Source organism: Alicyclobacillus fastidiosus (assembly GCF_026651875.1).
GTDB classification, from domain to species: Bacteria; Bacillota; Bacilli; order Alicyclobacillales; family Alicyclobacillaceae; genus Alicyclobacillus; species Alicyclobacillus fastidiosus.
The window spans coordinates 1,954,569-1,981,417 of sequence record NZ_CP104067.1; the positions used below are offsets into that span (position 1 = coordinate 1,954,569).

20 protein-coding genes and 3 rRNA genes are annotated in these 26,849 nt (G+C 55.5%); 21 read left to right on the forward strand and 2 right to left on the reverse strand.

Annotated features, from left to right (window positions below; genetic code table 11):
• Positions 1-140: 140 nt before the first annotated feature.
• From ruvC to yajC, 11 genes are all read left to right on the forward strand, one after another.
• The gene (gene ruvC / locus NZD89_RS09745) at positions 141-680 is read left to right on the forward strand and encodes a crossover junction endodeoxyribonuclease RuvC (RefSeq protein WP_268008449.1); all 540 of its coding nucleotides are present in this window, start codon (positions 141-143) and stop codon (positions 678-680) included.
• Complete coding sequence (ruvA, locus tag NZD89_RS09750) at positions 677-1,306, forward strand: Holliday junction branch migration protein RuvA (protein WP_268007515.1); 630 nt, start codon at positions 677-679, stop codon at positions 1,304-1,306. The genes ruvC and ruvA overlap by 4 nt, the downstream gene beginning before the upstream one ends.
• A 25-nt stretch (positions 1,307-1,331) precedes the next feature.
• A complete protein-coding gene (gene ruvB, locus NZD89_RS09755) occupies positions 1,332-2,342 on the forward strand; it encodes a Holliday junction branch migration DNA helicase RuvB (RefSeq protein ID WP_268007516.1) in 1,011 nt (336 codons plus the stop codon).
• Positions 2,343-2,429: 87 nt separating this feature from the next.
• Positions 2,430-3,191, forward strand: coding sequence for an RNA polymerase sigma factor SigI (gene sigI, locus NZD89_RS09760; protein ID WP_268007517.1), 762 nt, complete (start codon positions 2,430-2,432; stop codon positions 3,189-3,191).
• Between the two features lie 3 nt (positions 3,192-3,194).
• Positions 3,195-4,046 carry an anti-sigma factor domain-containing protein gene (locus tag NZD89_RS09765; protein ID WP_268007518.1) on the forward strand — a complete coding sequence of 284 codons (852 nt, stop codon included), beginning with the start codon at positions 3,195-3,197 and terminating at the stop codon, positions 4,044-4,046.
• 434 nt (positions 4,047-4,480) lie between these two features.
• Positions 4,481-6,012 (forward strand): 16S ribosomal RNA (locus NZD89_RS09770).
• Between the two features lie 207 nt (positions 6,013-6,219).
• Positions 6,220-9,164 (forward strand): 23S ribosomal RNA (locus NZD89_RS09775).
• 147 nt (positions 9,165-9,311) lie between these two features.
• Positions 9,312-9,428, forward strand: a 5S ribosomal RNA gene (rrf, locus tag NZD89_RS09780).
• The 16S, 23S and 5S rRNA genes sit together here, the layout of an rRNA operon.
• Before the next feature lie 493 nt (positions 9,429-9,921).
• Positions 9,922-10,995 (forward strand): tRNA preQ1(34) S-adenosylmethionine ribosyltransferase-isomerase QueA, encoded by a 1,074-nt coding sequence (queA, locus tag NZD89_RS09785; protein WP_431308597.1) that lies wholly within the window; start codon positions 9,922-9,924, stop codon positions 10,993-10,995.
• Positions 10,973-12,118 (forward strand): tRNA guanosine(34) transglycosylase Tgt, encoded by a 1,146-nt coding sequence (gene tgt / locus NZD89_RS09790; protein WP_268007521.1) that lies wholly within the window; start codon positions 10,973-10,975, stop codon positions 12,116-12,118. Before queA ends, tgt begins: the two co-directional genes overlap by 23 nt.
• Complete coding sequence (gene yajC, locus NZD89_RS09795; protein WP_268007522.1) at positions 12,115-12,531, forward strand: preprotein translocase subunit YajC; 417 nt, start codon at positions 12,115-12,117, stop codon at positions 12,529-12,531. The genes tgt and yajC overlap by 4 nt, the downstream gene beginning before the upstream one ends.
• 130 nt (positions 12,532-12,661) lie before the next feature.
• Here the strand turns inward: yajC and NZD89_RS09800 are convergent, their stop codons facing one another.
• Positions 12,662-13,066, reverse strand: a complete 405-nt coding sequence (locus tag NZD89_RS09800) for a TIGR04086 family membrane protein (RefSeq protein WP_268007523.1) — start codon at positions 13,064-13,066, stop codon at positions 12,662-12,664.
• Positions 13,067-13,232: 166 nt separating this feature from the next.
• Between NZD89_RS09800 and NZD89_RS09805 the strand changes: the two genes are divergently transcribed.
• On the forward strand, positions 13,233-15,386 hold the full coding sequence (locus tag NZD89_RS09805) for a GGDEF domain-containing protein (protein WP_268007524.1): 2,154 nt from the start codon (positions 13,233-13,235) through the stop codon (positions 15,384-15,386).
• A 70-nt stretch (positions 15,387-15,456) separates the two neighbouring features.
• A complete protein-coding gene (locus tag NZD89_RS09810; RefSeq protein WP_268007525.1) occupies positions 15,457-16,158 on the forward strand; it encodes a DUF421 domain-containing protein in 702 nt (233 codons plus the stop codon).
• 6 nt (positions 16,159-16,164) lie between these two features.
• On the opposite strand, the gene spoVB is transcribed toward NZD89_RS09810, so the two are convergent.
• Positions 16,165-17,868, reverse strand: a complete 1,704-nt coding sequence (gene spoVB / locus NZD89_RS09815; protein WP_268007526.1) for a stage V sporulation protein B — start codon at positions 17,866-17,868, stop codon at positions 16,165-16,167.
• Positions 17,869-18,000: 132 nt separating this feature from the next.
• Here spoVB and NZD89_RS09820 point away from each other — a divergent pair, with 132 nt between their 5' ends.
• The 8 genes from NZD89_RS09820 to dtd all read left to right on the forward strand — a co-directional run bounded on the left by NZD89_RS09820 (position 18,001) and on the right by dtd (position 26,839).
• Entirely contained in the window at positions 18,001-18,249 is a 249-nt protein-coding gene (locus tag NZD89_RS09820) for a post-transcriptional regulator (protein WP_268007527.1), read from the forward strand.
• Positions 18,250-18,389: 140 nt separating this feature from the next.
• Positions 18,390-19,676, forward strand: a complete 1,287-nt coding sequence (gene secD, locus NZD89_RS09825; protein ID WP_268007529.1) for a protein translocase subunit SecD — start codon at positions 18,390-18,392, stop codon at positions 19,674-19,676.
• On the forward strand, positions 19,660-20,583 hold the full coding sequence (gene secF / locus NZD89_RS09830; protein WP_268007530.1) for a protein translocase subunit SecF: 924 nt from the start codon (positions 19,660-19,662) through the stop codon (positions 20,581-20,583). Before secD ends, secF begins: the two co-directional genes overlap by 17 nt.
• A 106-nt stretch (positions 20,584-20,689) precedes the next feature.
• Positions 20,690-21,643: a cation diffusion facilitator family transporter gene (locus tag NZD89_RS09835; protein WP_268007532.1), complete on the forward strand. Its 954-nt coding sequence runs from the start codon at positions 20,690-20,692 to the stop codon at positions 21,641-21,643.
• Complete coding sequence (gene recJ / locus NZD89_RS09840) at positions 21,609-23,588, forward strand: single-stranded-DNA-specific exonuclease RecJ (protein WP_268007534.1); 1,980 nt, start codon at positions 21,609-21,611, stop codon at positions 23,586-23,588. Before NZD89_RS09835 ends, recJ begins: the two co-directional genes overlap by 35 nt.
• Positions 23,589-23,655: 67 nt before the next feature.
• Positions 23,656-24,174 carry an adenine phosphoribosyltransferase gene (locus tag NZD89_RS09845; RefSeq protein WP_268008450.1) on the forward strand — a complete coding sequence of 173 codons (519 nt, stop codon included), beginning with the start codon at positions 23,656-23,658 and terminating at the stop codon, positions 24,172-24,174.
• 31 nt (positions 24,175-24,205) lie between these two features.
• Positions 24,206-26,377 (forward strand): RelA/SpoT family protein, encoded by a 2,172-nt coding sequence (locus NZD89_RS09850; RefSeq protein ID WP_268007535.1) that lies wholly within the window; start codon positions 24,206-24,208, stop codon positions 26,375-26,377.
• A gap of 12 nt (positions 26,378-26,389) precedes the next feature.
• On the forward strand, positions 26,390-26,839 hold the full coding sequence (gene dtd / locus NZD89_RS09855) for a D-aminoacyl-tRNA deacylase (protein WP_268007536.1): 450 nt from the start codon (positions 26,390-26,392) through the stop codon (positions 26,837-26,839).
• Positions 26,840-26,849: the final 10 nt, after the last annotated feature.

A 26,849-nucleotide genomic window follows, 5' to 3' on the forward strand; every position in this document is an offset into this window, starting at 1 on the left:
GATTTATGAGACAATGAGGGACGTACTATTCGCGTCCCTTTTGTTGTGTTTGTCAATCTAGAGTGACTGGCTTGACGGTAGGAGTTTGTTCCCCGCACGGCGAAATGTGGTCAGTGAGAGGGGAATTATTTTTGAATGCACTGAGAGTCCTCGGGATAGATCCCGGTATCGCCCGATTGGGGTATGGCGTCGTCGACGTCGAAGGATCTAGCCTGAGGTGTGTCACGTATGGTTGTATCGAGACGGACGCGCATACGCCGCTGGCAGTTCGCCTACAGACGATTTTTCATCGCTTGACGGATATTCTCCTCACACACCATCCGAGTGTTATGGCGGTGGAGGAGCTGTTCTTTAACCGAAACACGACAACGGCGTTTACCGTGGGACAAGCGCGCGGTGTGGCATTGCTCAGCGCGGCCGAACAGTCCGTTGTCATAGCAGAGTACACGCCGATGCAAGTAAAACAGGCCGTGACCGGCTATGGTCGGGCTGACAAACGGCAAATTCAGCAGATGGTCAAGGTGTTGCTTGGCCTAGCAGAACTACCAAAACCGGACGACGCGGCCGATGCGCTTGCCATCGCAATCGCGCATGGCCACAGTGCACCGATTGATAGACTTGTGGTGCGGGAGTCGAATCGGCCCACCGGATGGACTTGGGAGCGGGGGACGCGCAGATGATCGTATTTTTGACAGGTCGTGTTGCGGATACCGGAACAGGCTATGTCGATCTCGACGTTCAACATGTCGGATACCGCGTCTTTACGACGGATGACACCGCGCTTGGCCTCGAATTGGAGCAAGAAATCAAATTGTACACGTATCAGCACGTGCGCGAAGATGCCGTGTTACTCTTTGGGTTCTTGCGCCGGATCGAGCGGACGGTGTTCGAGAAACTGATCAGTGTATCTGGCATTGGACCGAAGGTGGCTTTACAAATGCTTGGCGGCCTGTCGCCTGAGGCGCTCGTCGCGGCCATTCGCCTCGAGGACGCAAATACGTTGTGCCGACTCCCCGGCATCGGCAAGAAGACGGCGATGCGTATGATCTTGGAGCTCAAGGACAAGCTCGACGATTTGCCAGTTTCCTCCCATGAAGTGGTCACTGGCATTGAGCCCGAACAGCCGTCGGAATCTGTGGCTGACGACGTGACAACGGCGCTTATGGCACTGGGTTACCGACAGAAGGAAGCACAGCGGGCGGTCGATGCAGTCCTCGAGAACCGACCTGCTGCGACGGTGGAAACTGCGGTCAAAGCCGCGTTGCAGTGGCTCTATGAGCACCAATCGGATGCAAGCCTTGTTTGAGACGCGAACAGTTGGGAGGTGACGTATGGACGACCGAATTGTTTCGGCCGAATGGAGTCGGGAAGATACGGGGCTGGATTCCATCCGCCCACGCTTCCTCGACGACTACATCGGGCAACGGACGGTGAAAGACAACTTAAAGATCTTTATCCAGGCTGCGAGAGAGCGTGGAGAATCACTGGATCACGTCCTGCTTTACGGTCCGCCTGGCCTCGGCAAGACTTCGCTCGCCATGATCATCGCGAACGAGCTGGGCGTGCATGTCCGCGTGACCTCTGGACCCGCTATCGAACGGGCCGGCGATCTCGCTGCACTGCTCACGAACTTACAGCCTGGTGACGTGCTATTCATCGACGAAATACACCGCTTATCTCGCTCTGTCGAGGAAGTGCTGTATCCAGCCATGGAGGATTTTTCCCTCGACATTATGATCGGCAAAGGTCCGTCCGCGAGGTCAGTTCGACTCGACCTGCCCCCGTTTACGCTGGTCGGGGCGACCACCCGCGCCGGACTTCTGTCGGCACCGCTGCGCGACCGCTTCGGAGTCATTCTGCACCTCGATTACTACCCGGTCGACGAGCTAGCGGAGATCGTCCGCAGGAGCGCCGAAGTTCTCCAGGTGGCCATCACGCCCAGAGCCTGTGAGGAAATCGCACGGCGCGCTCGCGGGACGCCACGGATTGCCAACCGCTTGTTAAAGCGTGTCCGGGACTTCGTACAGGTGTCGGGCCGTGACGTCATCGACGATGTGGCGGCGGACGCCGCGCTCACGCGGTTGAATGTCGACTCGTTGGGACTCGATTCGGTCGACGAGCGCATTTTGCTCGCAGCCATTGATAAATTCGGTGGCGGGCCTGTCGGGCTCGAAACCCTTGCAGCCGCGATCGGCGAGGAATCGGACACGCTGGAAGACGTGTACGAGCCGTACCTGTTGCAAATGGGTCTGTTAAAACGAACCCCACGCGGTCGTATTGTGACGCAAAATGGATATCGTCACCTCGGGCGACTGTTGCCCCGAGAAGATGGCGAATCATGACCATGAAACACAAAATCTGCGCGATAGCATAGGAGACCCCCGAAAAGGGTCTTCATGTTCGCGAACTAATGAAATGAGGTGGAACGTGTGGGAGTCCTGCCTTTTCGCACTCGTCGTCGATCCGATGAACGGAAAGAACTCGCCCGACTCCTCCACGGCGCCAAATCGGGGGACGAAGCGGCGCGAAATCAACTGATTTCGTCTTATGTCCCATTTATTCTTCGCATTGCATCGCAAACCACGCATCGTTATATCGACCAGACAGTGGACGACGAGTACAGCATTGCGTTGTCGGCATTTAATGAGGCGATAGACCGGTTTGACTTGGAGCGAGAATCGTCGTTTCTCTCGTTCGCAGAAACCATCATTCGACGCCGATTAATTGACTTTTTTCGATCTCGCCAGCGGGATCGGAAACAAGTGCCGTGGAGCGAATTCGACTTACTGGACGAAGAGGACAATGTCACGAATTACGCGGAGGTCAGCACCTCGCTCGCGCAACATCAACTGTACGAGGAAGCGACGATGCGCGGGTACGAAATTGAAGAGTACCAAAAGCGGTTGCAGGATTTCGACCTGTCGTTTGGGGAACTGGTCCGGATTTCGCCTAAGCACGAGGACGCGCGTCAGAACGCGTTTGAGATTGGGCGGATCATCGCAGAGGACGAAGAGTTACTCGAATTTGTGGAGCGTCGAAAATCCTTGCCGTTGAAGCAACTGGAGGACCGCGTACACGTGTCGCGGAAGACGATGGAGCGGCAGCGCAAGTATATTTTGGCCGTTGTCGTGCTTCTGACGGGAGACTTTCCGCTACTTCAGTCGTTTCTCGAAGATGCAAAGGAGGTGTGAGTGATGACAAACGCACAATTCGGAGTGGTGATGGAAATTCGCCGTGGACGCGCGATCGTGATGACGCCGCAGGGGGCGTTTGAGCGAATCAAGCTCGGGCTGCCAGCCAATGTGGGAGACATGGTCACGCTGCCTGTTCCGACGTTTGCCAGTCACCGGTTGCGGGTTCGGTCAACGGTCGCGAGTGTCGCCGCCGCGGTCGTCATCTGCGCAGGGTTGTTGCACGCCATCTTTATCGCACCACCCAAGGTAGAGGCGTACGCGTTTGTCTCACTCGACATGAGCCCGAGCGTCAGCCTTGACTTGAGTGACCATATGACCGTTCTCGACGTGCACGGTCTCAATGCGGCTGGAAAGAAGCTGGCTAAATCCCTTCATGTGGACGGTGATAAACTCAGTACGGCCATTCAACTGGTCGTTCACAACACTGTACAAGAAGGGATGTTGCCTGCGAACGATACGATTATTGTCGCTGCGGCGGGTGCAGACGCACATACAGACGCGAGCGCGATTGAGGCTCAAGCGACGAGCGACGTACACTCTGCACTCAAGGCGGTCGGGACAAGTGTCGCAGAAAAGGCGAACGTCTATAGTATGGACGTCTCTAGTTCGGTGTGGAACGAGGCGATGAAACAGGACGTGTCACCTGGAAAGTACGCCACGTATCTGCTGGCGAACGAAGTCGGTGTCCCGATATCGCTCGCTGACATCACCTCCTCCAACATCCAGATGGTGCTGGCGCAGGTTTACGATTTACAGACGGGTAAGTCGCAATTGAACTCGGGCGACTATAGTAAAGTTGCATCGATTGTAGGTACCACAGTCTCCTCCACGTCTTCGACAGGGGGTCGCTGAGAGGAGACCGCGGTGTCTATGTCTTGGTCCCTAAATTCCGACGAGGGCTACCTTCTGGTGCCGATGTATCGCCGGCGAAATGTTCCGCGCCCTGCGGAACCCCTATGCAAGTATATGCAATGTGAGCCCCATGAATAACCAGTTGATGAGCATTCATCAGCGTGGTATATTACTACTTGTCGCTTCGGCGGCACTGCTGAACAAACAGGATATACCGAGTCGCTGGTTGATTGGCTCACAGCTTCGAACCGCAACGTTCGAATGAGCCGAAGCAAAATGTTCCAGTAGACAGCGAAGATAGATTCGTGGTATATTGTCTGAGCTGCTTCGGCGGCACTGATTGATTTGGTTCCTTGAAAACTAAACACACACGCCTAAAAGTTTCGGTCGAGACGACAGTCGTCGTCGAGACATTAGAAGTAACGCCAGTAACATTTTTTGAGAGTTTGATCCTGGCTCAGGACGAACGCTGGCGGCGTGCCTAATACATGCAAGTCGAGCGAACCCTTCGGGGTTAGCGGCGGACGGGTGAGTAACACGTGGGCAATCTGCCTGTCAGACTGGAATAACACTCGGAAACGGGTGCTAATGCCGGATGACACACGGGAAGGCATCTTCCTGTGTTGAAAGGTGCAACTGCATCGCTGATAGAGGAGCCCGCGGCGCATTAGCTAGTTGGTGAGGTAACGGCCCACCAAGGCGACGATGCGTAGCCGACCTGAGAGGGTGACCGGCCACAGTGGGACTGAGACACGGCCCAGACTCCTACGGGAGGCAGCAGTAGGGAATCTTCCGCAATGGGCGCAAGCCTGACGGAGCAACGCCGCGTGAGCGAAGAAGGCCTTCGGGTTGTAAAGCTCTGTTGCTCGGGGAGAGCGACAAGGAGAGTGGAAAGCTCCTTGTGAGACGGTACCGAGTGAGGAAGCCCCGGCTAACTACGTGCCAGCAGCCGCGGTAATACGTAGGGGGCAAGCGTTGTCCGGAATCACTGGGCGTAAAGCGTGCGTAGGCGGTTGTGTAAGTCTGAAGTGAAAGTCCAAGGCTCAACCTTGGGATTGCTTTGGAAACTGCATAACTTGAGTGCTGGAGAGGCAAGGGGAATTCCACGTGTAGCGGTGAAATGCGTAGATATGTGGAGGAATACCAGTGGCGAAGGCGCCTTGCTGGACAGTGACTGACGCTGAGGCACGAAAGCGTGGGGAGCAAACAGGATTAGATACCCTGGTAGTCCACGCCGTAAACGATGAGTGCTAGGTGTTGGGGGGACACACCCCAGTGCCGAAGGAAACCCAATAAGCACTCCGCCTGGGGAGTACGGTCGCAAGACTGAAACTCAAAGGAATTGACGGGGGCCCGCACAAGCAGTGGAGCATGTGGTTTAATTCGAAGCAACGCGAAGAACCTTACCAGGGCTTGACATCCCTCTGACCGGGCTAGAGATAGTCCTTCCCTTCGGGGCAGAGGAGACAGGTGGTGCATGGTTGTCGTCAGCTCGTGTCGTGAGATGTTGGGTTAAGTCCCGCAACGAGCGCAACCCTTGACCTGTGTTACCAGCACGTAGTGGTGGGGACTCACAGGTGACTGCCGGCGTAAGTCGGAGGAAGGCGGGGATGACGTCAAATCATCATGCCCTTTATGTCCTGGGCTACACACGTGCTACAATGGGCGGTACAACGGGAAGCGAAGCCGCGAGGTGGAGCGAAACCTAAAAAGCCGTTCGTAGTTCGGATTGCAGGCTGCAACTCGCCTGCATGAAGCCGGAATTGCTAGTAATCGCGGATCAGCATGCCGCGGTGAATCCGTTCCCGGGCCTTGTACACACCGCCCGTCACACCACGAGAGTCGGCAACACCCGAAGTCGGTGAGGTAACCTTTCAGGAGCCAGCCGCCGAAGGTGGGGTTGATGATTGGGGTGAAGTCGTAACAAGGTAGCCGTATCGGAAGGTGCGGCTGGATCACCTCCTTTCTACGGAGAAACAAGGCTTTTAGGACGTGGGTGTTTAGTTTTGAGGGAGCCAAGCCTCGTATGAGGTGGAAGCAAACTCAAGGTACCTTGGCAACTGAATATGGAACAACCTCGAATAAGTAAAACCGGTAACCGTAAATGCGTAACAGGTTAACGTAACCGGATTTATAGATGGAATAATCACGTTTGTGGTTAGGAAGTCAAAACGGTGAAGTTAGAAAGAGCGCACGGAGGATGCCTAGGCGCCAAGAGCCGAAGAAGGACGGGGCGAACACCGAAATGCCACGGGGAGCTGTAAGCGAGCGATTTATCCGTGGATGTCCGAATGGGGAAACCTGCTAGTGTGAAGCGCTAGTACCGTACACTGAATACATAGGTGTACGGAGGCAACCGAGGGAACTGAAACATCTAAGTACCTCGAGGAAAAGAAAGCGAACGCGATTCCGTAAGTAGTGGCGAGCGAAAGCGGAGAAGCCTAAACCGTATACGTGGTACAGACTGCAGTCGATGCGTATGCGGGGTCGAGGGGCTGTTGGTGGCAACCTGCAGGGAGCCAGCAGGAAGCAATCCGTAGGAGAACGGCATGGGAAGGCCGGCCATAGACGGTGAGAGCCCGGTAACCGAAACGGATTGTGGAATGTGCAACAGACCCCAAGTACTGCGGGACACGAGAAATCCCGTGGGAATCTGGGAGGACCACCTCCTAAGGCTAAATACTCCTTGGCGACCGATAGCGGATAGTACCGTGAGGGAAAGGTGAAAAGAACCGCGGGAGCGGAGTGAAATAGAACCTGAAACCGTGTGCTTACAAGCAGTCGGAGCATGCATGACATGTGACGGCGTGCCTTTTGTAGAATGAACCGGCGAGTGATGATGGCAAGCAAGGTGAAGGCGAAGGAGCCTGTGCCGAAGCGAAAGCGAGTCTGAATAGGGCGGTATAGTTTGTCGTCATCGACCCGAAACCGGGTGATCTACCCCTGGTCAGGGTGAAGTGCGGGTAACACCGCATGGAGGCCCGAACCCACTGGCGTTGAAAAGCCAGGGGATGAACTGGGGGTAGGGGAGAAATTCCAATCGAACCCGGAGATAGCTGGTTCTCCCCGAAATAGCTTGAGGGCTAGCGTCAGGGAATGAGAAGTGGAGGTAGAGCACTGATTGGGTGCGGGGCCCGCGAGGGTTACCAAGCCTAGTCAAACTGCGAATGCCACTTTGTCGAAGAACCTGGCAGTCAGACTACGAGTGATAAGACCCGTGGTCAAGAGGGAAACAGCCCAGACCAACAGCTAAGGTCCCAAAGTACTGGTTCAGTGGGGAACGATGTGGCGTTGCACAGACAACCAGGATGTTGGCTTAGAAGCAGCCACCATTTAAAGAGTGCGTAATAGCTCACTGGTCGAGTGGCGCTGCGCGGAAAATGTAACGGGGCTAAACCAGACACCGAAGCTATGGATGGAAACATGGTAGGGGAGCGTTCCATTTGCGGGGAAGCTGAACCGAGAGGTTTGGTGGAGCGGATGGAAGTGAGAATGCCGGTATGAGTAGCGAAAAGACAAGTGAGAATCTTGTCCGCCGAAAGCCCAAGGTTTCCTGGGGAAGGCTCGTCCGCCCAGGGTAAGTCGGGACCTAAGGCGAGGCCGAAAGGCGTAGTCGAAGGACAACAGGTTGAAATTCCTGTACCACCAACATCGCGATTGAGCGAAGGGGTGACGCAGGAGGCTGAGGGAAGCGGCCGGATGGAAGAGGCCGTCCAAGCAGCGAGCGAGGGGTGTAGGCAAATCCGCACCCTGGTAATCGTGAGCTGTGATGGGGAGGGAAGTACAGTACCGAAGTCCCATAAGTCACACTGCCAAGAAAAGCCTCTAGCGAGTGGTGAGGTGCCCGTACCGGAAACCGACACAGGTGGGCGCGTGGAGAACACGAAGGCGCGCGGGAGAACTCTCGTTAAGGAACTCGGCAAAATGGCCCCGTAACTTCGGGAGAAGGGGCGCTTCGAGAGAAGCCGCAGTGAAAAGGCCCAAGCGACTGTTTAGCAAAAACACAGGTCTCTGCGAAGCCGAAAGGCGAAGTATAGGGGCTGACGCCTGCCCGGTGCTGGAAGGTTAAGAGGAGGGGTAAGCCGCAAGGCGAAGCTCTGAATTGAAGCCCCAGTAAACGGCGGCCGTAACTATAACGGTCCTAAGGTAGCGAAATTCCTTGTCAGGTAAGTTCTGACCCGCACGAAAGGCGTAACGACTTGGGCGCTGTCTCAACGAGAGACCCGGTGAAATTGTAATACCTGTGAAGATGCAGGTTACCCGCGGTTAGACGGAAAGACCCCGTGGAGCTTGACTGTAGCTTGATATGGGATACGGGTACGTCATGTACAGGATAGGTGGGAGACAGAGAAGCTTGGGCGCCAGCCTGAGTGGAGTCGGCGTTGGGATACCACCCTTGAGGTACTTGTGTTCTAACCAATGGCCATGAAACTGGTCATGGGACAGTGTCAGGTGGACAGTTTGACTGGGGCGGTCGCCTCCTAAAGAGTAACGGAGGCGCCCAAAGGTTCCCTCAGCGCGGATGGAAATCGCGCGAAGCGTGTAAAGGCACAAGGGAGCTTGACTGCGAGACGGACAGGTCGAGCAGGGACGAAAGTCGGGCTTAGTGACCCGGTGGCACCGAGTGGAAGGGCCATCGCTCAACGGATAAAAGCTACCCCGGGGATAACAGGCTGATCTCCCCCAAGAGTTCACATCGACGGGGAGGTTTGGCACCTCGATGTCGGCTCATCGCATCCTGGGGCTGAAGTCGGTCCCAAGGGTTGGGCTGTTCGCCCATTAAAGCGGTACGCGAGCTGGGTTCAGAACGTCGTGAGACAGTTCGGTCCCTATCTGCCGCGGGCGCAGGATACGTGAGAGGGGTCGTCCTTAGTACGAGAGGACCGGGATGAACCGACCGCTGGTGTACCAGTTGTTTCGCCAGAAGCATAGCTGGGTAGCCAAGTCGGGAAAGGATAAGCGCTGAAAGCATCTAAGCGCGAAGCCTGCCTCAAGATAACGTATCCCATTCCGTTAGGGAAGTAAGACCCCTTGAAGAAGACAAGGTAGATCGGTCTGGCGTGGAAGCGTAGTGATACGTGGAGCGGACAGATACGAATCGGTCGAGGGCTTCACCCGCATGAAAGAGGTTGTTCCATGATTCAGGAGCGAGGATAAAGACAAAGTTACGGAGCGACGTAACTGGAAGCTTGAGTGAAGGTGTGAGTAGCACATCTCAGGCTGATAGGCCGAAGCCGTGCGAACGAATACCTGAACGCCAAGCGGTCTGGTGACCATAGCGGAGGGGAAACACCCGTACCCATACCGAACACGGACGTGAAGACCTCCAGCGCCGAGGATACTTGTCCCGAGAGGGGCTGGGAAAGTAGGTCGTTGCCAGGCGCGAGATAAAGTCCAGTACCGAATTGGTATTGGACTTTTGTGCATACGGATGGTCAATTTGAATCGCTCAAATGAGGTGGAATGAAGTCATTGAACGGGAGAGTAACCCCGGGTTACCGCACGTCAGTGCCTAACCTGAAGTCGGACAGCCGCGTTGAGCGGGCCAATAGCTCCGTTGTTACCTATTACCTTTCCGATTCTGAATTAATGAAATATAGGGAATTAAAGCCACCCGCAAAAAGCGTGAGTTCTTATATTCCCTCAAAGCGTACATCGGTGCCAGGTTGGTAATGCCGATGCGATTTCCCTACGTAGGTGTGACGCGTGCCTGTGAACGGCCGCGTCACATTTTTTATTACAAGGGCCGATTTCAGACGGCATACGGCCCCATTTTGCCAGGATGCCGATTCCAAGTATAATAGGCGTGTCCGTCAGTGATATTGTTGCGCGTCAGACGCAGTGATAGATCACAGCGGCAGGAATGTTGAAAGGAATGTATCCGTTGCGCGTTGAAGATTTTGATTACGAACTCCCCGAGCGGTTAATCGCGCAGACGCCTCTATCCTCGCGAGATGAGTCGCGACTTCTCGTCGTCGATCCAGTGGCGCATTCACTCGTCCACAAACACTTTCGGGACATTACCTCCTTTCTTCGCGAAGGAGATGTTTTGGTCCTGAACAACTCCAAGGTGATTCCAGCGAGGCTGTATGGCGAAAAGATGGATACGGGCGGCCGCGTCGAGATATTGCTGTTGCGCCCGAGTGAGCGGCCGCAGACGTGGATTGCGTTGACTCGACCGGCGAAGCGGTTGCGACTCGGGTCGAAAATTAGAGTGGGAACCGAGGCGGACTCTGTTATCGTCGAGGTGGTAGGCGTTCAAGGAGAAGGACTTCGGGAAGTGCGTTTTGAAACAGATGAAGCTGTGACCGAAATCGCAAATCGTTTCGGAGAGATGCCGTTGCCTCCATATATTCATACAACCCTGGAGGATAAGGATCGATATCAGACGGTTTACGCACAGAACGTGGGCTCCGTAGCAGCACCCACGGCCGGCCTGCACTTTACTGATGAACTTTTGACCAAGGTGCGCGAGATGGGCGTCGAAGTGCATACCGTCACGCTGCACGTTGGGCTTGGTACCTTTCGTTCGGTTCAAGTGGACGAAGTGGAAGAGCACGAGATGCACAGTGAGTGGTATGAGGTCAGCGAGGAGACTGCGGCGGCAATTAATCGGGCAAAATCGGAAGGTAGACGAATTATTTCGGTGGGAACGACCTCCCTGCGGACACTCGAGAGTGCGGGAGCGACCGGGAAAATGGTGGCCGGCGCACGGGAAACCGATATTTTTATCTACCCTGGATATTCGTTTCGCATCGCCGATGCCCTGATTACGAATTTTCACCTGCCGAAATCCACGCTCTTCATGCTCGTCAGTGCTTGGATGGGAACGGATTACGCAAAGGAAGTCTACGCGACTGCGGTGCGAGAGGAATATCGATTCTTCAGCTTTGGAGACGCGATGTTTTTGACGAGGAGGGCACCTGTTGACGGTACCAGTCAGGTATGAGTTGTTGCATCGATGTAAGGACACGGCGGCGCGGCGGGGACGGGTGCATACGCCGCACGGCGTGATCGAGACACCTGTATTCATGCCCGTGGGCACGCAGGCGACGGTGAAAACGATGGCTCCATGGGAACTTTCGGAGCTCGGTGCGAAAATTATCCTATCGAATACATATCATCTTCACCTCCGCCCAGGAGAGGAAATTGTGAAGCGAGGGGGCGGGCTTCACGGCTTTATGAACTGGTCTGGGGCGGTACTTACGGACAGCGGCGGGTTTCAAGTCTTCAGCCTCTCAGAGTTGCGGAAAATCACGGATGAAGGTGTCGCGTTCCGGTCGCACATCGACGGCAGCCCGAGATTTTTCTCGCCGGAGTCCGTGATGGGCATCGAGAATGCGCTTGGTGCGGATATCATTATGCAGTTGGACGAGTGTCCCCCTTATCCCGCATCGCGCGAGTACCTCCGCACGTCGCTCGACAGGACGTTGGCCTGGGCCAAGCGCTGCAAGCAAGCGCACGCGCGGCCAGACGAACAGGCGCTGTTCGGCATCGTCCAAGGCGGCGAACACCTCGATTTGCGCCGCGAAGCAGCTGAGGCCTTAGTCGATCTCGATTTGCCCGGCTACGCCATCGGCGGACTGAGCGTCGGTGAGCCTAAGCCTTTGATGTACGAGGTACTGGCCTACACGACGCCGTTTTTGCCGGCCGACAAACCGCGGTACCTGATGGGCGTCGGATCTCCGGACGACCTGTTCGAAGGCGTGGAACGGGGTGTCGACATGTTTGATTGCGTCTTGCCGACGAGAATTGCTCGAAACGGCACCATCTTCACTTCAAAAGGGAAGCTGGTACTGAAAAATGCCCAGTACAAAGAAGATTTTTCGCCGATTGACGAAGACTGTACTTGTCGCGTGTGCCAAACGTTTACGCGGGCGTATATCCGCCACTTGCTGAAGGCGGAGGAAGTCCTTGGCATCCGCCTGACGAGCTATCACAATATCCATTTCTTGCTCGATTTGATGGAGAAAATGAGAAAGTCTATTGAGGAGAACAGGTTTTTGGCATTCAAACGCGAATTTTACAATTCGTATGGTTATACTGGACAGCGAGAGGATGTGTTGGGATGAAGGGTGGAAATAGCTTAATCTTTCTCGTCATTTTGGTGGTTGTGTTCTATTTCCTATTGATTTTGCCGCAACGGCGCAATCAAAAGAAAAAAGCCGAAATGATGAAAGAGCTAGCTCCAGGTGCGAAAATTATGACTGCGTCTGGAATCTACGCAGAAGTTGCGGAGATCCATGGTGATATCATTGTTGCGCGCATCGCAGATGGTGTCGAAGTGGAGATGGATACTCGTGCGGTGGTACGGGTCGTCAGCGAAGCGACGGAGGTTCCCGCCGAGGACGAGCACCCACTGGGAGCACCGGACGAATACGAGGAAGACGAACTAGACGACAGTGAGGAAGAACTCTCAGAAGAGGATGGCGAAGTGGACAGCGAAGAGTCTTCGCATGAAGAGCACCACGAACGCCGCCACTAAGCGGTCTGAATCAGGTGCTCCATCATCTTCACTACCGATGGGTGCTGTATAGCCGTCGCCGGAAATAGAGCGCCCTGCCTGGGAGGCTCTATTTCCGTTTCGCCGGACGGTCGTGGTGCCCTGCAGTCTGTCAGTCGTCTCCGGTCGTCGCCATCCCTATCATCCCGCCGAACGCGCCGATGACAGCCATGAGAAAGACGCGAAACAGACCGCTCGGATCTACCGTGAATGTGTTATACACGAACAGACCGATGGCGACCATCAAGAGCGCATACAACAGGCCTGTCAAACCTCCGTAAAACCAACCGCGTGAGCGAGCTGCCCGACTTGCGGCCAGAGAGCCAAAGAAGACGGCGATGCAGTGAATGATATAGGCCGCCGCCGTGATCCCACGGGCTTGAAGGTTCCCGAATTGAGCTAGTAGAAACACGAGAATGATCCCAATCGCTGCGAGCAACAGTGCCCAAAAGCAGCCATACAGTACGGGGTATCGCCTGAGTGCCCCAAGCCGGCCGGTCGATTTTGTATCGTACATCGGACGAGTCACCTCTTGTACAAGTTTACTAATCTCTATTCCCTACTACTGCGAATTATGAACTTGTGATAAAATGTTCTAAAACTTCAACCGAGTGCACGCGCTCCTAGTTTTCTTGGATTTGGCCCGATGTGCCAACTGCGTGTCCTAGGAAGGCGGTACATGGGTGGAAAGAGACTTTCTACGCAGACAGTCGGCGATGAGTGTACTGTTTGGGACGCTCGGTTTGATTGTCGCCATCCTATATATTCCTCAGTTGCTACATACTAACTGGCTAGTGTTGGCTGTCCTGGTCGTTTTGGGGACGACGCTGGAAGTCCTGCCTATCCCAATGCGACAAAGTCTCACGACACTAGTTCCTGTCGTCCCTATGGCGGCGATGGTCGTGGATGGCCCTGCTCTAGCCATCTGGGCTTTGGTCATCGCTGCGTTTGCCACGCCTTTGCTCATGCGCGAGTGGAATTTTCTTACCGCCTTTTTTAATGCCGGGCAGTACGCACTCAGTGTGATGCTGATGGTCCTCGCCTTTCGACCGTTTCACGCGAATCTATCCGCAGGAAAAGTGAACTCCGAAGTGGTGCTCGGAGTGGTCGTTTCATCCCTTGTATTCCTCTTGTTTAATCACTTGTTTATCAGCATTTTGAATGCCTCGCGAGGCACGTTTGAATACGCTGCAGCAGTGGGTGGGTTGTTTGCCGACCTGTTGAATATCGCCATCTGCTGGCCGTTTGCGTTCCTAATGATCGGCGAGTCTGAAATCAACTGGGTAGTTGGGCCCGTGATGATCTTGCCGATCATCATCCTGGCTTATATTTTGCGAGTCCATCGGCAAACGCGAGATCTTCAGATGGTGCATCAAGCTACCACTCGCTTGACGAGCGAGTTTGACATTCGCGCCATTGCGCAGGAATCCGCAAAAATCGCGCACAAGTTGACCATGGCCAACGTGGTGGTCGTATTCGTGCTCGACAAAGCCAGGACTCGCCTCGTGCCGGAGTTCGTTTATCCGGCTGATAAGAGCCATCTGTTTCGGCAGGATGGGATCTCAGAAGACATGGGAGGAGTCATCTGGAGCACCATTCACTCTGGGGAGTTTGTGTATATTTCCGACGCTCGAAGGGACAAGCGCGTGCGATGGTTTCAGGCGGACGGGCCATCGCTCTTGAGTATGGCCATCTTCCCGACGCAAGCTCATATGTCGGAACAAGGGGCCATCGTGTGTTATGCCGAGCGCTCCCACGCGTTTACTCAGCACGTGCACTACGTGTCGGCGCTGGCCAATCAAGTATCTGTATTGTTCGAGAACGCCCGCTTGTATCAAGAGTTGCAGGAGCGCACCCGCAGGGATTCCGCGACTGGACTCTACAATTATCGGTTTTTCTACGAAGAGCTGGCCGCACGAGTCACCGCGTCCGTCGATGAGGGGACACCCGTTTCGGTCATGATCGTCGATATCGACTTCTTTAAGAAGTTTAACGACACATACGGCCACTTAGCGGGCGATGCCGTCCTCATGGAAGTGGGCCACCTGCTTCAGCGTCTAAGCGGACCCGATGCATTTGTCGCGCGTTATGGCGGGGAGGAGTTTGCGCTCTTGTTGCCGTGGGGACGAGACGGGGCATATGAGGCGGCAGAGCGCATTCGGGAAGCGGTGCGGCAGCTCTCTGTTGAGTTCCACGGCTACCGGCTGCAAGGAATCACGGTCAGTATCGGCATCGCGAGTTGCCCCGAGGATAGCGATAGGGATCGAGATCTTCTGCTCAAGGCCGACAGTGCGATGTACTGGGGTGCTAAGCAGCGTGGGCGAAACCGTACCGCCGTATACACACCGGAATTCGACGGGCAACTGTTTGTCGACGGGTTGACAGGTCTGTATACCTTTCACATGGCGAACATTCGCGTACGCGAGGAAGTGCTGCGGGGCATGACGAGTTGGTGCGCGATATGCATCGACCTGCAGCAATTTGGACACGTCAATAATGCGTTCGGATTCGATGTCGGGGACCAGGTCCTTCGACAGACGGGAATGATCATTCGCGAGTGTCTTCGCCACGACGAACTGGCGTGTCGCTATGGCGGGGACGAGATGCTGATCTTGTTGCCGGATGTGACCGAATCCGAGGTACTTTCAGTGCAGGAGCGCGTGGTGAAAGCGATTAATGCACATCGTTTTCAAACAGGGGACAACGTCGTCCTTCACGTTCGCGCGAGTGCGACACATCACGTACTCGATCACGTCGAACACGCAGCGGACCTGTTCAATCGCGTTGCAAACTTGTTTGCACAACTTCAAACCAAAGCAGGGGAATCGATGGCATGATCGGAAATTCCTGTGCATGGAACGTCCCACCACCGGGTCATAATACACCGGTGGGGAGGGAACCGCAAGCATGCCACATATTCCAGTTTGGCAATTTCCCATTCGAGTATTCGTACTGTATCTGGCCGTAATGCTCTCGCTGCGCATCATGGGAAAACGAGAAATCGGCCAGTTGTCGGTGTTTGATTTTGTGGTGTCCGTGATGATCGCCGAGTTGTCGACCTTGCCCATGGAAGACACTGAAGTGCCTTTGTACAAATCGTTTATCGCGATTGGCTCGTTAGTTCTGTTTCAAATTATCGTGGCATTCCTGCAGATCAAAAGCCATCGATTTCGCCATTTCGTCGACGGTGAACCGTCCGTGCTCATCGAGCACGGGATGGTGAAGGACCGCGAGATGAAGCGGTTGCGTTATTCCACGCACGACCTCATGACGCAACTTCGCGAGAAGGGCGTCGCCAATATCGCAGATGTAGAGTTCGCCATCTTAGAGACGTCCGGGCAATTGAGCGTGTTCCCCAAGGCGGACGTCCGTCCACTGACTGCACGTGACATTGGGCAACCCGTGAAGACCGAAATCATTCCGCTTCCGCTGATTGCCGACGGGGTGCCCGTGGCCAAGAGTCTGGGGATTCTGGGCCGCGACGAGGCGTGGCTCGAGGCCGAGATGAAGCGTCGAGGATATCAGGTGACGGATGTGTTCCACGCGGCGATGGACAGCGAGGGTCACATTTCGATAGACGGACGCGACTCATCGGGTGGAAAATCGTGAACGTAATTACACGGCAAAGGGCATCCGGGCCACTAGGCGAGCGAGCCAAGGGCCCACGCGCGGTACGCGGCGGATGTTGCGCGTGGTGAGCACACGTAAGGCACAAAGAAGCCCAAAGTAAAGGATAAACCCGCCGAGAATGGCCAGCATCATCGAGCCAAACGGCAGTGGAGTTTTGTGCCACGTGATCACTTGCATGTACATAAACATGCCGCAGGAGGCAAGTGCGACGCGAGTTAAGGCTTGCAGGCGGATCGTAAATCCGACGTAGTGGACGACGAACCATAGGTTTAACAGACAGGATACTGTGAACGATGCAGCCGTCGCCATGCTGACGCCGAGGATGCCCATCGTCGGTTTCGATGCCAGCAAATAGATGAGCAGCAGTTTTAGAACGCCCCCAATGATGGAGTTGACCATCGCCACGCCCGCCTTGTTCAAACCTTGAAGAATACCCGTCAGCGGCGCCTGTAAGCAAAGCAGGAACATGAATGGAGCCATGACGGCGAGAATGGGTCCGATGGAGTCCTCCTTGTAAATGTAATGCGTCAGCGGACCCGCAAACATCGTCAGGACGACGGCCGACGGAAATGCGACCATGGCAGTGGCCGTAAAACTCTGTGAGAGCCGGATACGGACGCGGAACCGCTCGGACGCAGCGACCGCCTCCGAAACGGAAGGCACCAAATTGGTCGCCAAAGACCCAGTAAAGACGGTCGGGAACACGAGCAGTGGGATGGCCATGCCGCTGTACTGCCCATAGAGCGCTGTCGCCGTGGACGTGGTAAACCCGGCGGCCTTGAGTGCCCGCATCACGAGAATGGGCTCGGCTGCAAACAACACGGACCAAATCAGCTTGCTAAGGGTCACGGGCAGAGCGATTTCTCCCATGGCGTGCAACGTCTGGCGTACGGTTTCTCGACTTCTCGTTGCGCCGTTTGGCAACACGCTGTCCAATCTCCCTCGACGGCGTTGGGACGCGACGAGAAACAGCATCCCGCAGAATTCCCCGAGAACCATTCCCATCATGGCTGCAGCGGCAGCGTACTCCAACGAGTATTGAATAAAATACGCAGCCAAAATCCAGATGCTGATGATGCGCACCGTCTGTTCGAGAATCTGGCCCCAGGCCGTGGGCGACATGTCCTGGAGACCTTGAAAATAGCCGCGATACAAGCTGGAGATGGCAATGATGCTCACGAGCGGGATCATGGTGAGGTAGGTTGGGAACGCTCGCGCATCGGAGAGCCAGTGATGTTCGATGAAACCGCGACAGGTGTACATCAGGACCGTCAAGATGACCGTCATCACCGAGACGACGCCGACGCTGACCCCCATGATGCGCTTCACTCGGGCTTTGTCGTTTTGTGCAATGGCTTCGGCGACCAATTTCGAAATGGCGAGTGGAAGGCCTGCGGTGACAAGCGTGAGTACCAGGCCGAGGATGGGAAAGACAATTTGAAACAGGCCCATTCCCTCCGCGCCGATGATCCGCGTGAGAAACACGCGGTACACGAAGCCCATGATGCGAGTGACGAGTCCCGAGATCATTAAAATGAGTGCACCGTGAAGAAACGATGGACGATTCACTCTACAACGCTCCCATTCCGTTATCTTACTGAAGCGGATGATGTCTTGTAGGAAAATGATCACTTTCTTGCCGGTCACAAAGGTGACGCGCGATGCCGTCATGCGGTACTCTTTACACACAGGTTAGGCTGTCCCCTAATCCCTATGCGGGGAGCACGAGGTCTAGTCCACGTTCGTCCACCTGTTCTTATAGAGGAAAGTGGGCGGTCCTTGCGGAATGCGATTGTCTATCGATGAGAAGGAGGCGCTCTTGTGAATCCGCATGAAGAGGCGCAGATTCGCCCTTATTTGAAAGAGTTGCTCAGTCTCTGTGCAACGAAGGTCGAGGAATTTCGATTGCTCGGATATGAAGAGGCGAACTTAGAGCAGGTGTGGTCGTTTGTGTGTGCCAAATTGCCAAAGGACGCACCGATTCATCAAATAGTCGATTTTATCCTCTGCATTCGAGTGATGGACTTCATGAACTATCAGACCATTGAGGCGTACAAAGGTGAGCTGTAAATGGAAATGCGGGTCATTCGAACGATTGCCAATAAGCGCTGTTTGACGTCGAATTTTGACGTTGCGTATACTAGACATGTTATGCCATTATGCGTATTCGGAATTTTTGCCCCGTGAACCGACAGTAAGGAGGACAACCTATGAAATGGGGACGCTTTATAGCGTTCTTGCTGATGGCTGCAGTCATCATTGGTGGGACTGCGGGCTCAGTGACGAACCTCTGGAAATCGATCCCGCTGGGACTCGATTTGAAGGGTGGTTTTGACCTTTTGTACAAAATTGAACCGCTCCCTGGCCAGCAAATCACCGCGAGTGGTAAGCAGGCGTTGTTGCAGGCGGTCGAAAATCGCGTCAACAACCTGGGTACAGCGTCGCCAATTATCGACCTGGAAGGGACGAATCAGCTGCGTGTTCAGTTGGCCGGAGCATTCAACCAGTCCAACGCTCGCAAGGTCATCGGTGAGACCGCGCAGCTGCAAATCTATTCGAGTGCGAAAATCGATAAAAAGACCGGTCAGATTACCGGGCCGGCCGGCAAGCTGCTGGCGACGGGGAACGATTTGAAGAGCAACGCACACTGGGTTCAGGACCCGAACACAGGTGAGAACGAAGTCGCGATTTCGTTCAAACAGGCGAGCAAGTGGGAGAACATCACGCAACAGTTCTATCAGAAGCCGATCTACGTCTTCTTGAACGGCAAGCTGCTCACGGATCCTGTGATTCAAGAGAAGATGTACACCGGCGACAGCGTGATTTCAGGCCCCACGCTGAACAGCGTACAAGCTTGTAACCAGTTGGCGAATTCGCTCAATGCCGGGGCACTCCCGTACAATCTGACCCTGCAGAGCCAAGAGAGCGTCGGACCGTCGCTCGGACAAGCCAGCCTTCAGGCCACACTGTGGGCGGGACTTATCGCAATCGTGTTGATCTTCATTTTCATGATTGTGATGTACCGCTTGGCGGGTCTAATTGCCGATTTGGCCTTGGTCGCCTACGGATATGTCACGATTGCCGTGTTTGACGGCATGCACGTCGTCCTCACCTTGTCCGGACTCGCGGCGTTGGTGCTCGGTATCGGCATGGCGGTGGACGCCAATATCATCACCTATGAGCGAATCAAGGATGAGATGCGCAATGGCCGCAGTCTTCGCTCTGCGGTAAAAATCGGAAATAAGAACGCACTGCGTACGATTTTGGATTCGAACGCGACGACGTTTATCGCTGGCGCGGTGATGTATTGGTTTGGCGAAGGGGACATTCGCGGATTCGCCGTGGCGCTGATGATCAGCATCATCGTCAGCCTGCTGACCGCGGTCATCCTGAGCCGCATCCTGTTGTTGACGTTTACGAATTCCAATGTGGTGCGTCGACCCTGGTGGTATGGCGCGGGGAAAGGAGTGCTAAAAAACGATGAAGCCCAAGTTTGACATCATTCGTTTGAGCAAGTGGTTCTTTCTCCTCTCCGGGGCCATCACGGTGGCGGGACTTATCGTCTTTGCCACACTCGGGTTCAATCTGGGGACGGACTTTATAGCCGGGTCTCGGGTGCAGATCACGTTCGACAAACCAGTTGACCAGACGAAGGTTACGCAGATGTTCAATTCGCTCGGACTCCACATCGACGATACGGCCTTGACGGAGGGCGGAGTCCAACGAAATGTGGCGATTGTACAATTTCCGGAAATCATTTCTGGCGCTCAACAAGATAAGCTGGATCAGGCTGAGGTTTCGTATTTCGGCAAGCAATTGCCCACCGACGTCCAGACTGTAGATCCATATGTAGCGGCGCAGACTGCGCGCAAGGCGGTGTATTCCGTACTGATTGCGGCCGCGTTTATCGTCGTCTACATCGCGATTCGATTCGAGTTCCGCTTCGCCATTGCCGGGATTGTCGCACTGTTGCACGACGCGTTCATCGTTCTCGCGGCGTTCGCGCTCTTGCGCCGGGAGGTAGATCTCACGTTCATTGCGGCCATTCTGACGATTGTGGGCTACTCCATCAACGACACCATCGTCATCTTTGACCGCATTCGAGAGAACTTGAAAATCGTCAAGCCCAAAGATGTCGACACCTTGAAACAACTGGTCAATCGAAGCCTGTGGCAGACGATGTCGCGCTCGATTAACACCGTGATCACCGTGCTCATCGCAGCGGTCATCCTCTACTTCTTCGGCGGCGTGTCGATTCGCAACTTCACGTTCGCGCTGATCATCGGGCTCGTGTCCGGTGCATACAGCTCCATTTTTATCGCGAGTCCGCTGTGGGTCGCATGGCGTGGCCGCTCTCTCAAGGGTGGCAAAGGCCAGTCGCCGACGAAGACCAAACCAGTGTGATGCGAGGGTTTTACACGGAAAGCGCTCCCTTTGGAGCGCTTTCTTTATCTTTCCTTGCCGAGTCGGGTAGGCTGTTTATAGAGATGTATTTGTGGGAGGCAGGCTGTTGAGCGCCCTGACGAGAGACGAACGACGTGGAAATCAGGTTGCCTACGCGAATGCAGTAGTCAATGTGCTACTGGCAATCGGCAAAGGCATTGTGGGAGTGATTGCGGGCAGTGAGGCCTTGGTGGCGGATGCAGTTCATTCCGCTGCGGACCTGATCGGCTCGCTTGCTGTGATCATCGGTATGCGCATCGCGAGAAAGCCGCCGGATGAAGACCATCCATATGGACACGGCAAGGCCGAACTCATCGCCTCCATCATCGTGGCCGGATTTCTCGTGGCGGCAGCAGTAGAGGTGGGCTATACATCCGCTACGTCGCTCTTTCACAAGCCCACTCGCCCCGACAGTATCGCAGCGTATGCGGCGCTCGCCGCGATGATTGTCAAGGAATGTCTATATCACTTCAATATCCGTTTGGGGAAACGACTTCGCAGCAAGAGCTTGATTGCCAGTGCCTACGACCATCGTTCCGATGTATACTCGTCTATGGCCGCGTTTATCGGCATTGGTCTCTCGCTGCTCGGACACCATCTACATATTCACTTGCTCTTGTATATGGATTCTGTGGCAGGTATCTTTGTCGCCATTCTCGTATTAAAGATGGCGATAGAAATCGCCAAGGATTCGCTGCAGAGCTTGATGGACCGCGTCGTGCTCGAGGAGCAGGACCTCGCCCCGTACATCCAGGCCGCAACAAGCGTAGACGGGGTCGAGTGCATCGACGAGATCCGCGTTCGAGACCACGGCCAGTATGTCATCGTCGACTTGGAGATCGGTGTCGACGCGCACATCACCGTCGCAGCAGGTCACGATATCGCGGCGCGCGTAAGGTCCGAGATGAGAGTGGAATTTGATCGCATTCAAGACGTGTTCGTCCACGTCAATCCATATTACAGCCCAGAAGAGAGGAAAGACGAACGTGCCGACACAAACCCCGCTTTGGCTGACCGCTAGCATCTCCGACGAGATGGTGGAGGCTATCGCCAAGGCGTTAGATTTGCCCCGACGGGTAGCACGCTGGCTGCTTGCGCGAAATATCAAGACGCCGGAAGAGGCTCGTCGGTTTCTGTATGCACGAGAACAGTATTCCGATCCATTCGATTTTCACGAGATGCGCCAGGCTGTGGACCGCATTCAACGGGCGATTGCAGGTGCCCAGACCATCGTCATCGTCGGCGACTACGACGTCGACGGCGTAACGGCCAGTACGATTCTAGCGAGTGAGCTTCAGGTGCTTGGCGCTACATGGGCGTGTCTGATTCCCGAACGCGTTGCCGATGGATATGGGCTGAGCGCAGGCCTCGTGGAACGCGCTGCACAACGCGGGGCGGACCTCATCATCACCGTCGACAACGGGATACGGGCGCATGCCGCCATCGATTTAGCGCTCGACCTCGGCATCGATGTCATTGTCACAGACCATCACGAGCCGGACGACGAGCCGCTGCCAGAGTGCACGGCCGTCGTGCACTGGTCGAGGCACGAGTGCCCCGACGACGCCATCGTGCTGTCGGGGGCGGGCGTTGCGTGGAAGCTCTGTCAGGCGCTCGCGCACCTTTCGCGCCCGGGAACAAGCACATCCGATCACGCCGATTGGATCCTCGGCCTCGCGGCACTCGGCGCCATCAGTGATATCATGCCGATGCGCGGCGAGAATCGAAGACTCATTCGCGAAGGCTTGGCGGCGTTGCGCTTGTGCAGGCGGCCAGGGTGGCTGGCGCTGTGTGACAGGGCGCGCGTCAATCCAGACGAGCTGTCCGTCACGGGTGTATCGTGGCGGATCGCACCTCGCATGAATGCCGCCGGGCGGATGTCGAGCGCCATCGTCGCGTTCAACCTCCTGATGGCCGGCAGTCGAACGCAGGCTGGGGAGCTTGCCGACGAAATCGAGCAATTGAACGCAAACCGAAAACGGCTGACCGATGAAGCGGTTCTCGCCGCACAAGCGGCTGTCGAATCCGACTACGTCGATCGGCGTCCCGCGGGTATCGTGGTGGCTGGACCCTGGCCGCTTGGGGTCGTTGGAATTGTCGCCGCGAAATTGGTCGATCGCTACGGCTGCCCGGCCATCGTTTTCTCCGACTCCGGCGAGGACGTCATGCGCGGCTCTGGCCGCGCGCCTGAGGGATTTTCGCTGCACGATGCGCTCACCGCCTGTAGCTCGCTGTTACACCATTTCGGTGGACATGATGCGGCGGTTGGCTGTGGTGTGGAGCGAGGTCAAATCCACGCGTTTCGCGAGGCGTTTGAGGCTGTGGTGGAAGCTGCACCGAGGGCCGACGAGGCCCAGGCCGAAATTGTGGCGGACGATTTTCTGCCGCTTGAAGAGGCCACGATGGACACGCTCGCGTGGACGCAGCGATTTTCTCCACACGGTCCGGAAAACCAGCCTTTGCGTTTCTTTGTCGGCCCGGCTGTCGTCAAGTCGGTGACGCCGCTTGGGGACGGAACGCATGTGCGGCTGCGGCTGCAGGAGGGGAAGACGGAGGGTGACGTCGTTTGGTTTCAAGCGCCTGAAGGCGCCAAGTCGAGGGTGCAGGTTGGCCAATTGATCGGCGTGGTTGCGGAGCTTGAGGAAAATGTTTGGCGCGGGACGCGTCGCGTACAACTGCGCGTGACAGACGGTTGGCTGCTCGACGAACCGGTCATGCGCGACGTGTTCGCAGTGTTCTATCGACACTTGCACAAAGAGCGAGTGGTCGAACGAGAACGGTTCTATCAGCTTGCCAAGGGACAAGATGTGGCGAAAGTGGACGTCATCTTAGAGACTTTTGTGGAGTTGGGATTTGCCGCATGTCATAATGGTGCGTATCATGTTCTTGAGGCCGTTCAACCGCATGACTTGCGCGAAGCCATTTCATATCAGGCCCATCTGAGAAGTCACTTCGTGGCCTTATGACAAGGACAATTACCCTGTTCGGACACACTTGCCGGACAGTTATAACAAGGAGAGAACTTGATTGACGATAGACTTTCGCAATTTGATTCGAGACATTCCTGATTTCCCCAAGAAAGGGATTCTATTTCGCGATATCACGCCTCTGTTAGCAGATGGACCGGCGTACAAGGCGGCGATTGAGCAACTCGGCGAACAGGCCAAGGCGTGGGGCGCCGAAGTGATCGTCGGACCAGAAGCGCGCGGATACGTGGTGGGGGCCCCGTTGTCGTACGCGCTTGAGGTCGGGTTTGTCCCGGTGCGCAAGCGCGGTAAGCTCCCGTCCACGACCGTTTCCGTGACGTATGATTTGGAGTACGGACAGGATATGCTGGAAATTCATACGGATGCGATTAAACCCGGTCAAAAGGTCGTTCTTGCGGATGATCTGTTGGCGACTGGGGGGACCATGGCGGCCACCATCGAACTCGTTGAGAAACTCGGTGGAATTGTCGTTGGGGCAGCGTTCTTTATTGAGCTTTTGCCGTTAAATGGGCGGGAGAAACTGGGGAATATCCCGGTGCGAACGCTCGTTCAATATGAAGACTAAAACGCTTTGAGCGAGTGGGGGGGAGAGCGGCATGTCTGAACAGACGATTGACGCGCTTTGCGAGCAATTAAAGACATACTGTAGCGCAGATGAGGTGGCAAACGTTCGTGCGGCGTATCTGTTCGCAGAACGGGCACATGCTGGTCAACAACGCATGTCTGGGGAGCCTTATATCACCCACCCGCTCGCTGTGGCGTTTATCCTGGCCGGGCTTCAGCTCGATGCGACAGCCATCATTGCAGCTCTGCTTCACGATGTCGTCGAGGACACCGAAGTGACCGACGCGAACCTTCTCCAGAATTTTGGAGCTGAAGTCGCCGCGCTTGTCGACGGCGTGACAAAGTTAAAGCGGATCAAGTTTGATTCGCGGGAAGAGCAGCAGGCAGAGAACCTCCGCAAGATGTTCATGGCGATGGCGAAGGACATCCGGGTGCTCATCATTAAATTGGCGGACAGGCTTCACAATATGCGCACGATTCGCTACCAGACCCCCGAGACACAGCGGCGCAAGGCGCGTGAAACGCTTGAGATCTTCGCCCCCCTCGCGCACCGTTTGGGGATCAACACCATCAAGTGGGAGTTGGAAGACATCTCCCTGCGCTATCTCAACCCGCAGCAATACTACCGCATTGTCAACTTGATGGCGCGCAAGCGGCAAGAGCGTGAGCAGTTTATCGATGGTGTGATGGACCTCTTGCGTGAGAAACTCACAGAGCTTCACCTGAAAGCGGAGGTCAGTGGCCGGGCCAAGCACATCTACAGCATCTACCGCAAGATGACCACGCAGCACAAAGAGTTCAACGAAATTTACGATCTCTTCGCCATCCGCGTCACGGTCGAAAGCATCAAGGATTGCTACGGCGTGCTGGGCGTCATCCACACCATGTGGAAGCCGATGCCGGGGCGGTTTAAAGATTACATCGCCATGCCAAAGGCAAATATGTACCAAAGTTTGCACACCACCGTGATCGGGCCAAACGGTGAACCGCTGGAAATCCAGATCCGCACGTGGGAGATGCACCAGACGGCGGAATATGGAATCGCGGCGCACTGGGTCTACAAGGAAGGCAATGCTTCACAGCGCGCGGAGGGCGATTTTGCGAAGAAACTGGCGTGGTTCCGCGAGGTTCTCGAATGGCAGCAGGACTTCCGCGACGCTCAGGAATTTATGGAGACGCTGAAGATTGACCTCTTTTCAGACCAGGTCTTCGTGTTTACGCCAAAGGGTGATGTGATTGAACTGCCCGCGGGGTCGGTTCCCATCGACTTCGCATACCGGATTCACACCGCCATTGGCAATCGATGTATCGGCGCGAAGGTCAACGGAAAAATGGTGCCGCTCGACTATCGGCTGCGCACGGGCGATATCGTCGAAGTCGCCACTTCGAAACACAGTTATGGACCGAGTCGTGACTGGCTGAAAATCGTACAATCCTCACAGGCGAAGAGCAAAATTCGCCAGTGGTTCAAGCGTGAGAAACGCGAGGAGAACATCGCTCGCGGGCGGGAACTCATCGAGAAGGAACTGTTGCGCCAACGTCTGGATCCAAAGCAGTTGATGGCCGCCCCATTCTTCAATGAGGCCTTGCACAAGTTTAGTTTTGGCAAGGATGAAGACCTGTTTGCCGCGGTTGGCTACGGCGGGATGAGCGCGGCTCAAGTCGTCACGCGGTTGGTCGAGGCTCATCGCAGGAGTCAGGACGAGAAGCCGGTCGATTCCCTGTCGCTCACGTCGAAGACGCAGCAAAAGCCGAGTGACACAGGCGTGCGCGTTAAAGGGGTGGACAACTTACTCATCCGTTTTGCGCGTTGTTGTCATCCTGTACCTGGGGACGAGATCGTGGGATTTGTCACGCGAGGTCGCGGTGTGTCGGTTCACCGCACAGACTGTCCGAACGTGGAATCACTCACGGCGGACGGAACGCGGGCACTGGAAGTCGAGTGGGCGACGAGTAAGGATTGGTCCTACAACGCCGAGATAGAAGTCACGGCGTTAGACAGGCATGGGCTTGTGAACGAAGTGATGAACGCCATCGCCGAGACGAAAACGGATATCACGGCTGTGAGTGCTCGCGCAGATGCGAAGAAAATCGCGCATATTCACATGAGTGTTCGCATCCGCAACTTGGACCACCTTCGAAGTGTCGTTGAACGGTTGAAACGCTTAAAGGACATTTACAGCGTGAGAAGAATGGTGCAGTGAGGAGAGTCTTGTATGCGGATTGTTGTGCAGCGCAGTGGTCCGGCGCGCGTCGAGGTGGACGGTCGGGTGACGGGGGAAATTGCATCTGGCCTGGTTCTACTCGTCGGCGTTGGGCGCGGGGACACGGAGGACGATGCCGATTATCTGGCGGACAAAGTCGCGCATCTTCGGATCTTCGCCGATGAAGATGGGAAGATGGGCCGCGACATCACCGAGGTGGGTGGCAGCGTGCTCTCCGTCAGTCAGTTCACCCTCTACGGCGACGTTCGCAAGGGACGCCGCCCAAGCTACGCACAAGCCGCAGAGCCGGAGGAGGCGAATCGCCTCTACGAGTATTTCAACGAGCGGTTGCGGGCGGTGGGATTATCGGTTCAGACAGGTGTCTTTCGGGCGATGATGGACGTACATCTGGTCAACGATGGACCCGTGACCATTCTACTCGATAGCGCCAAGAATTTTTGACATTGGTTCG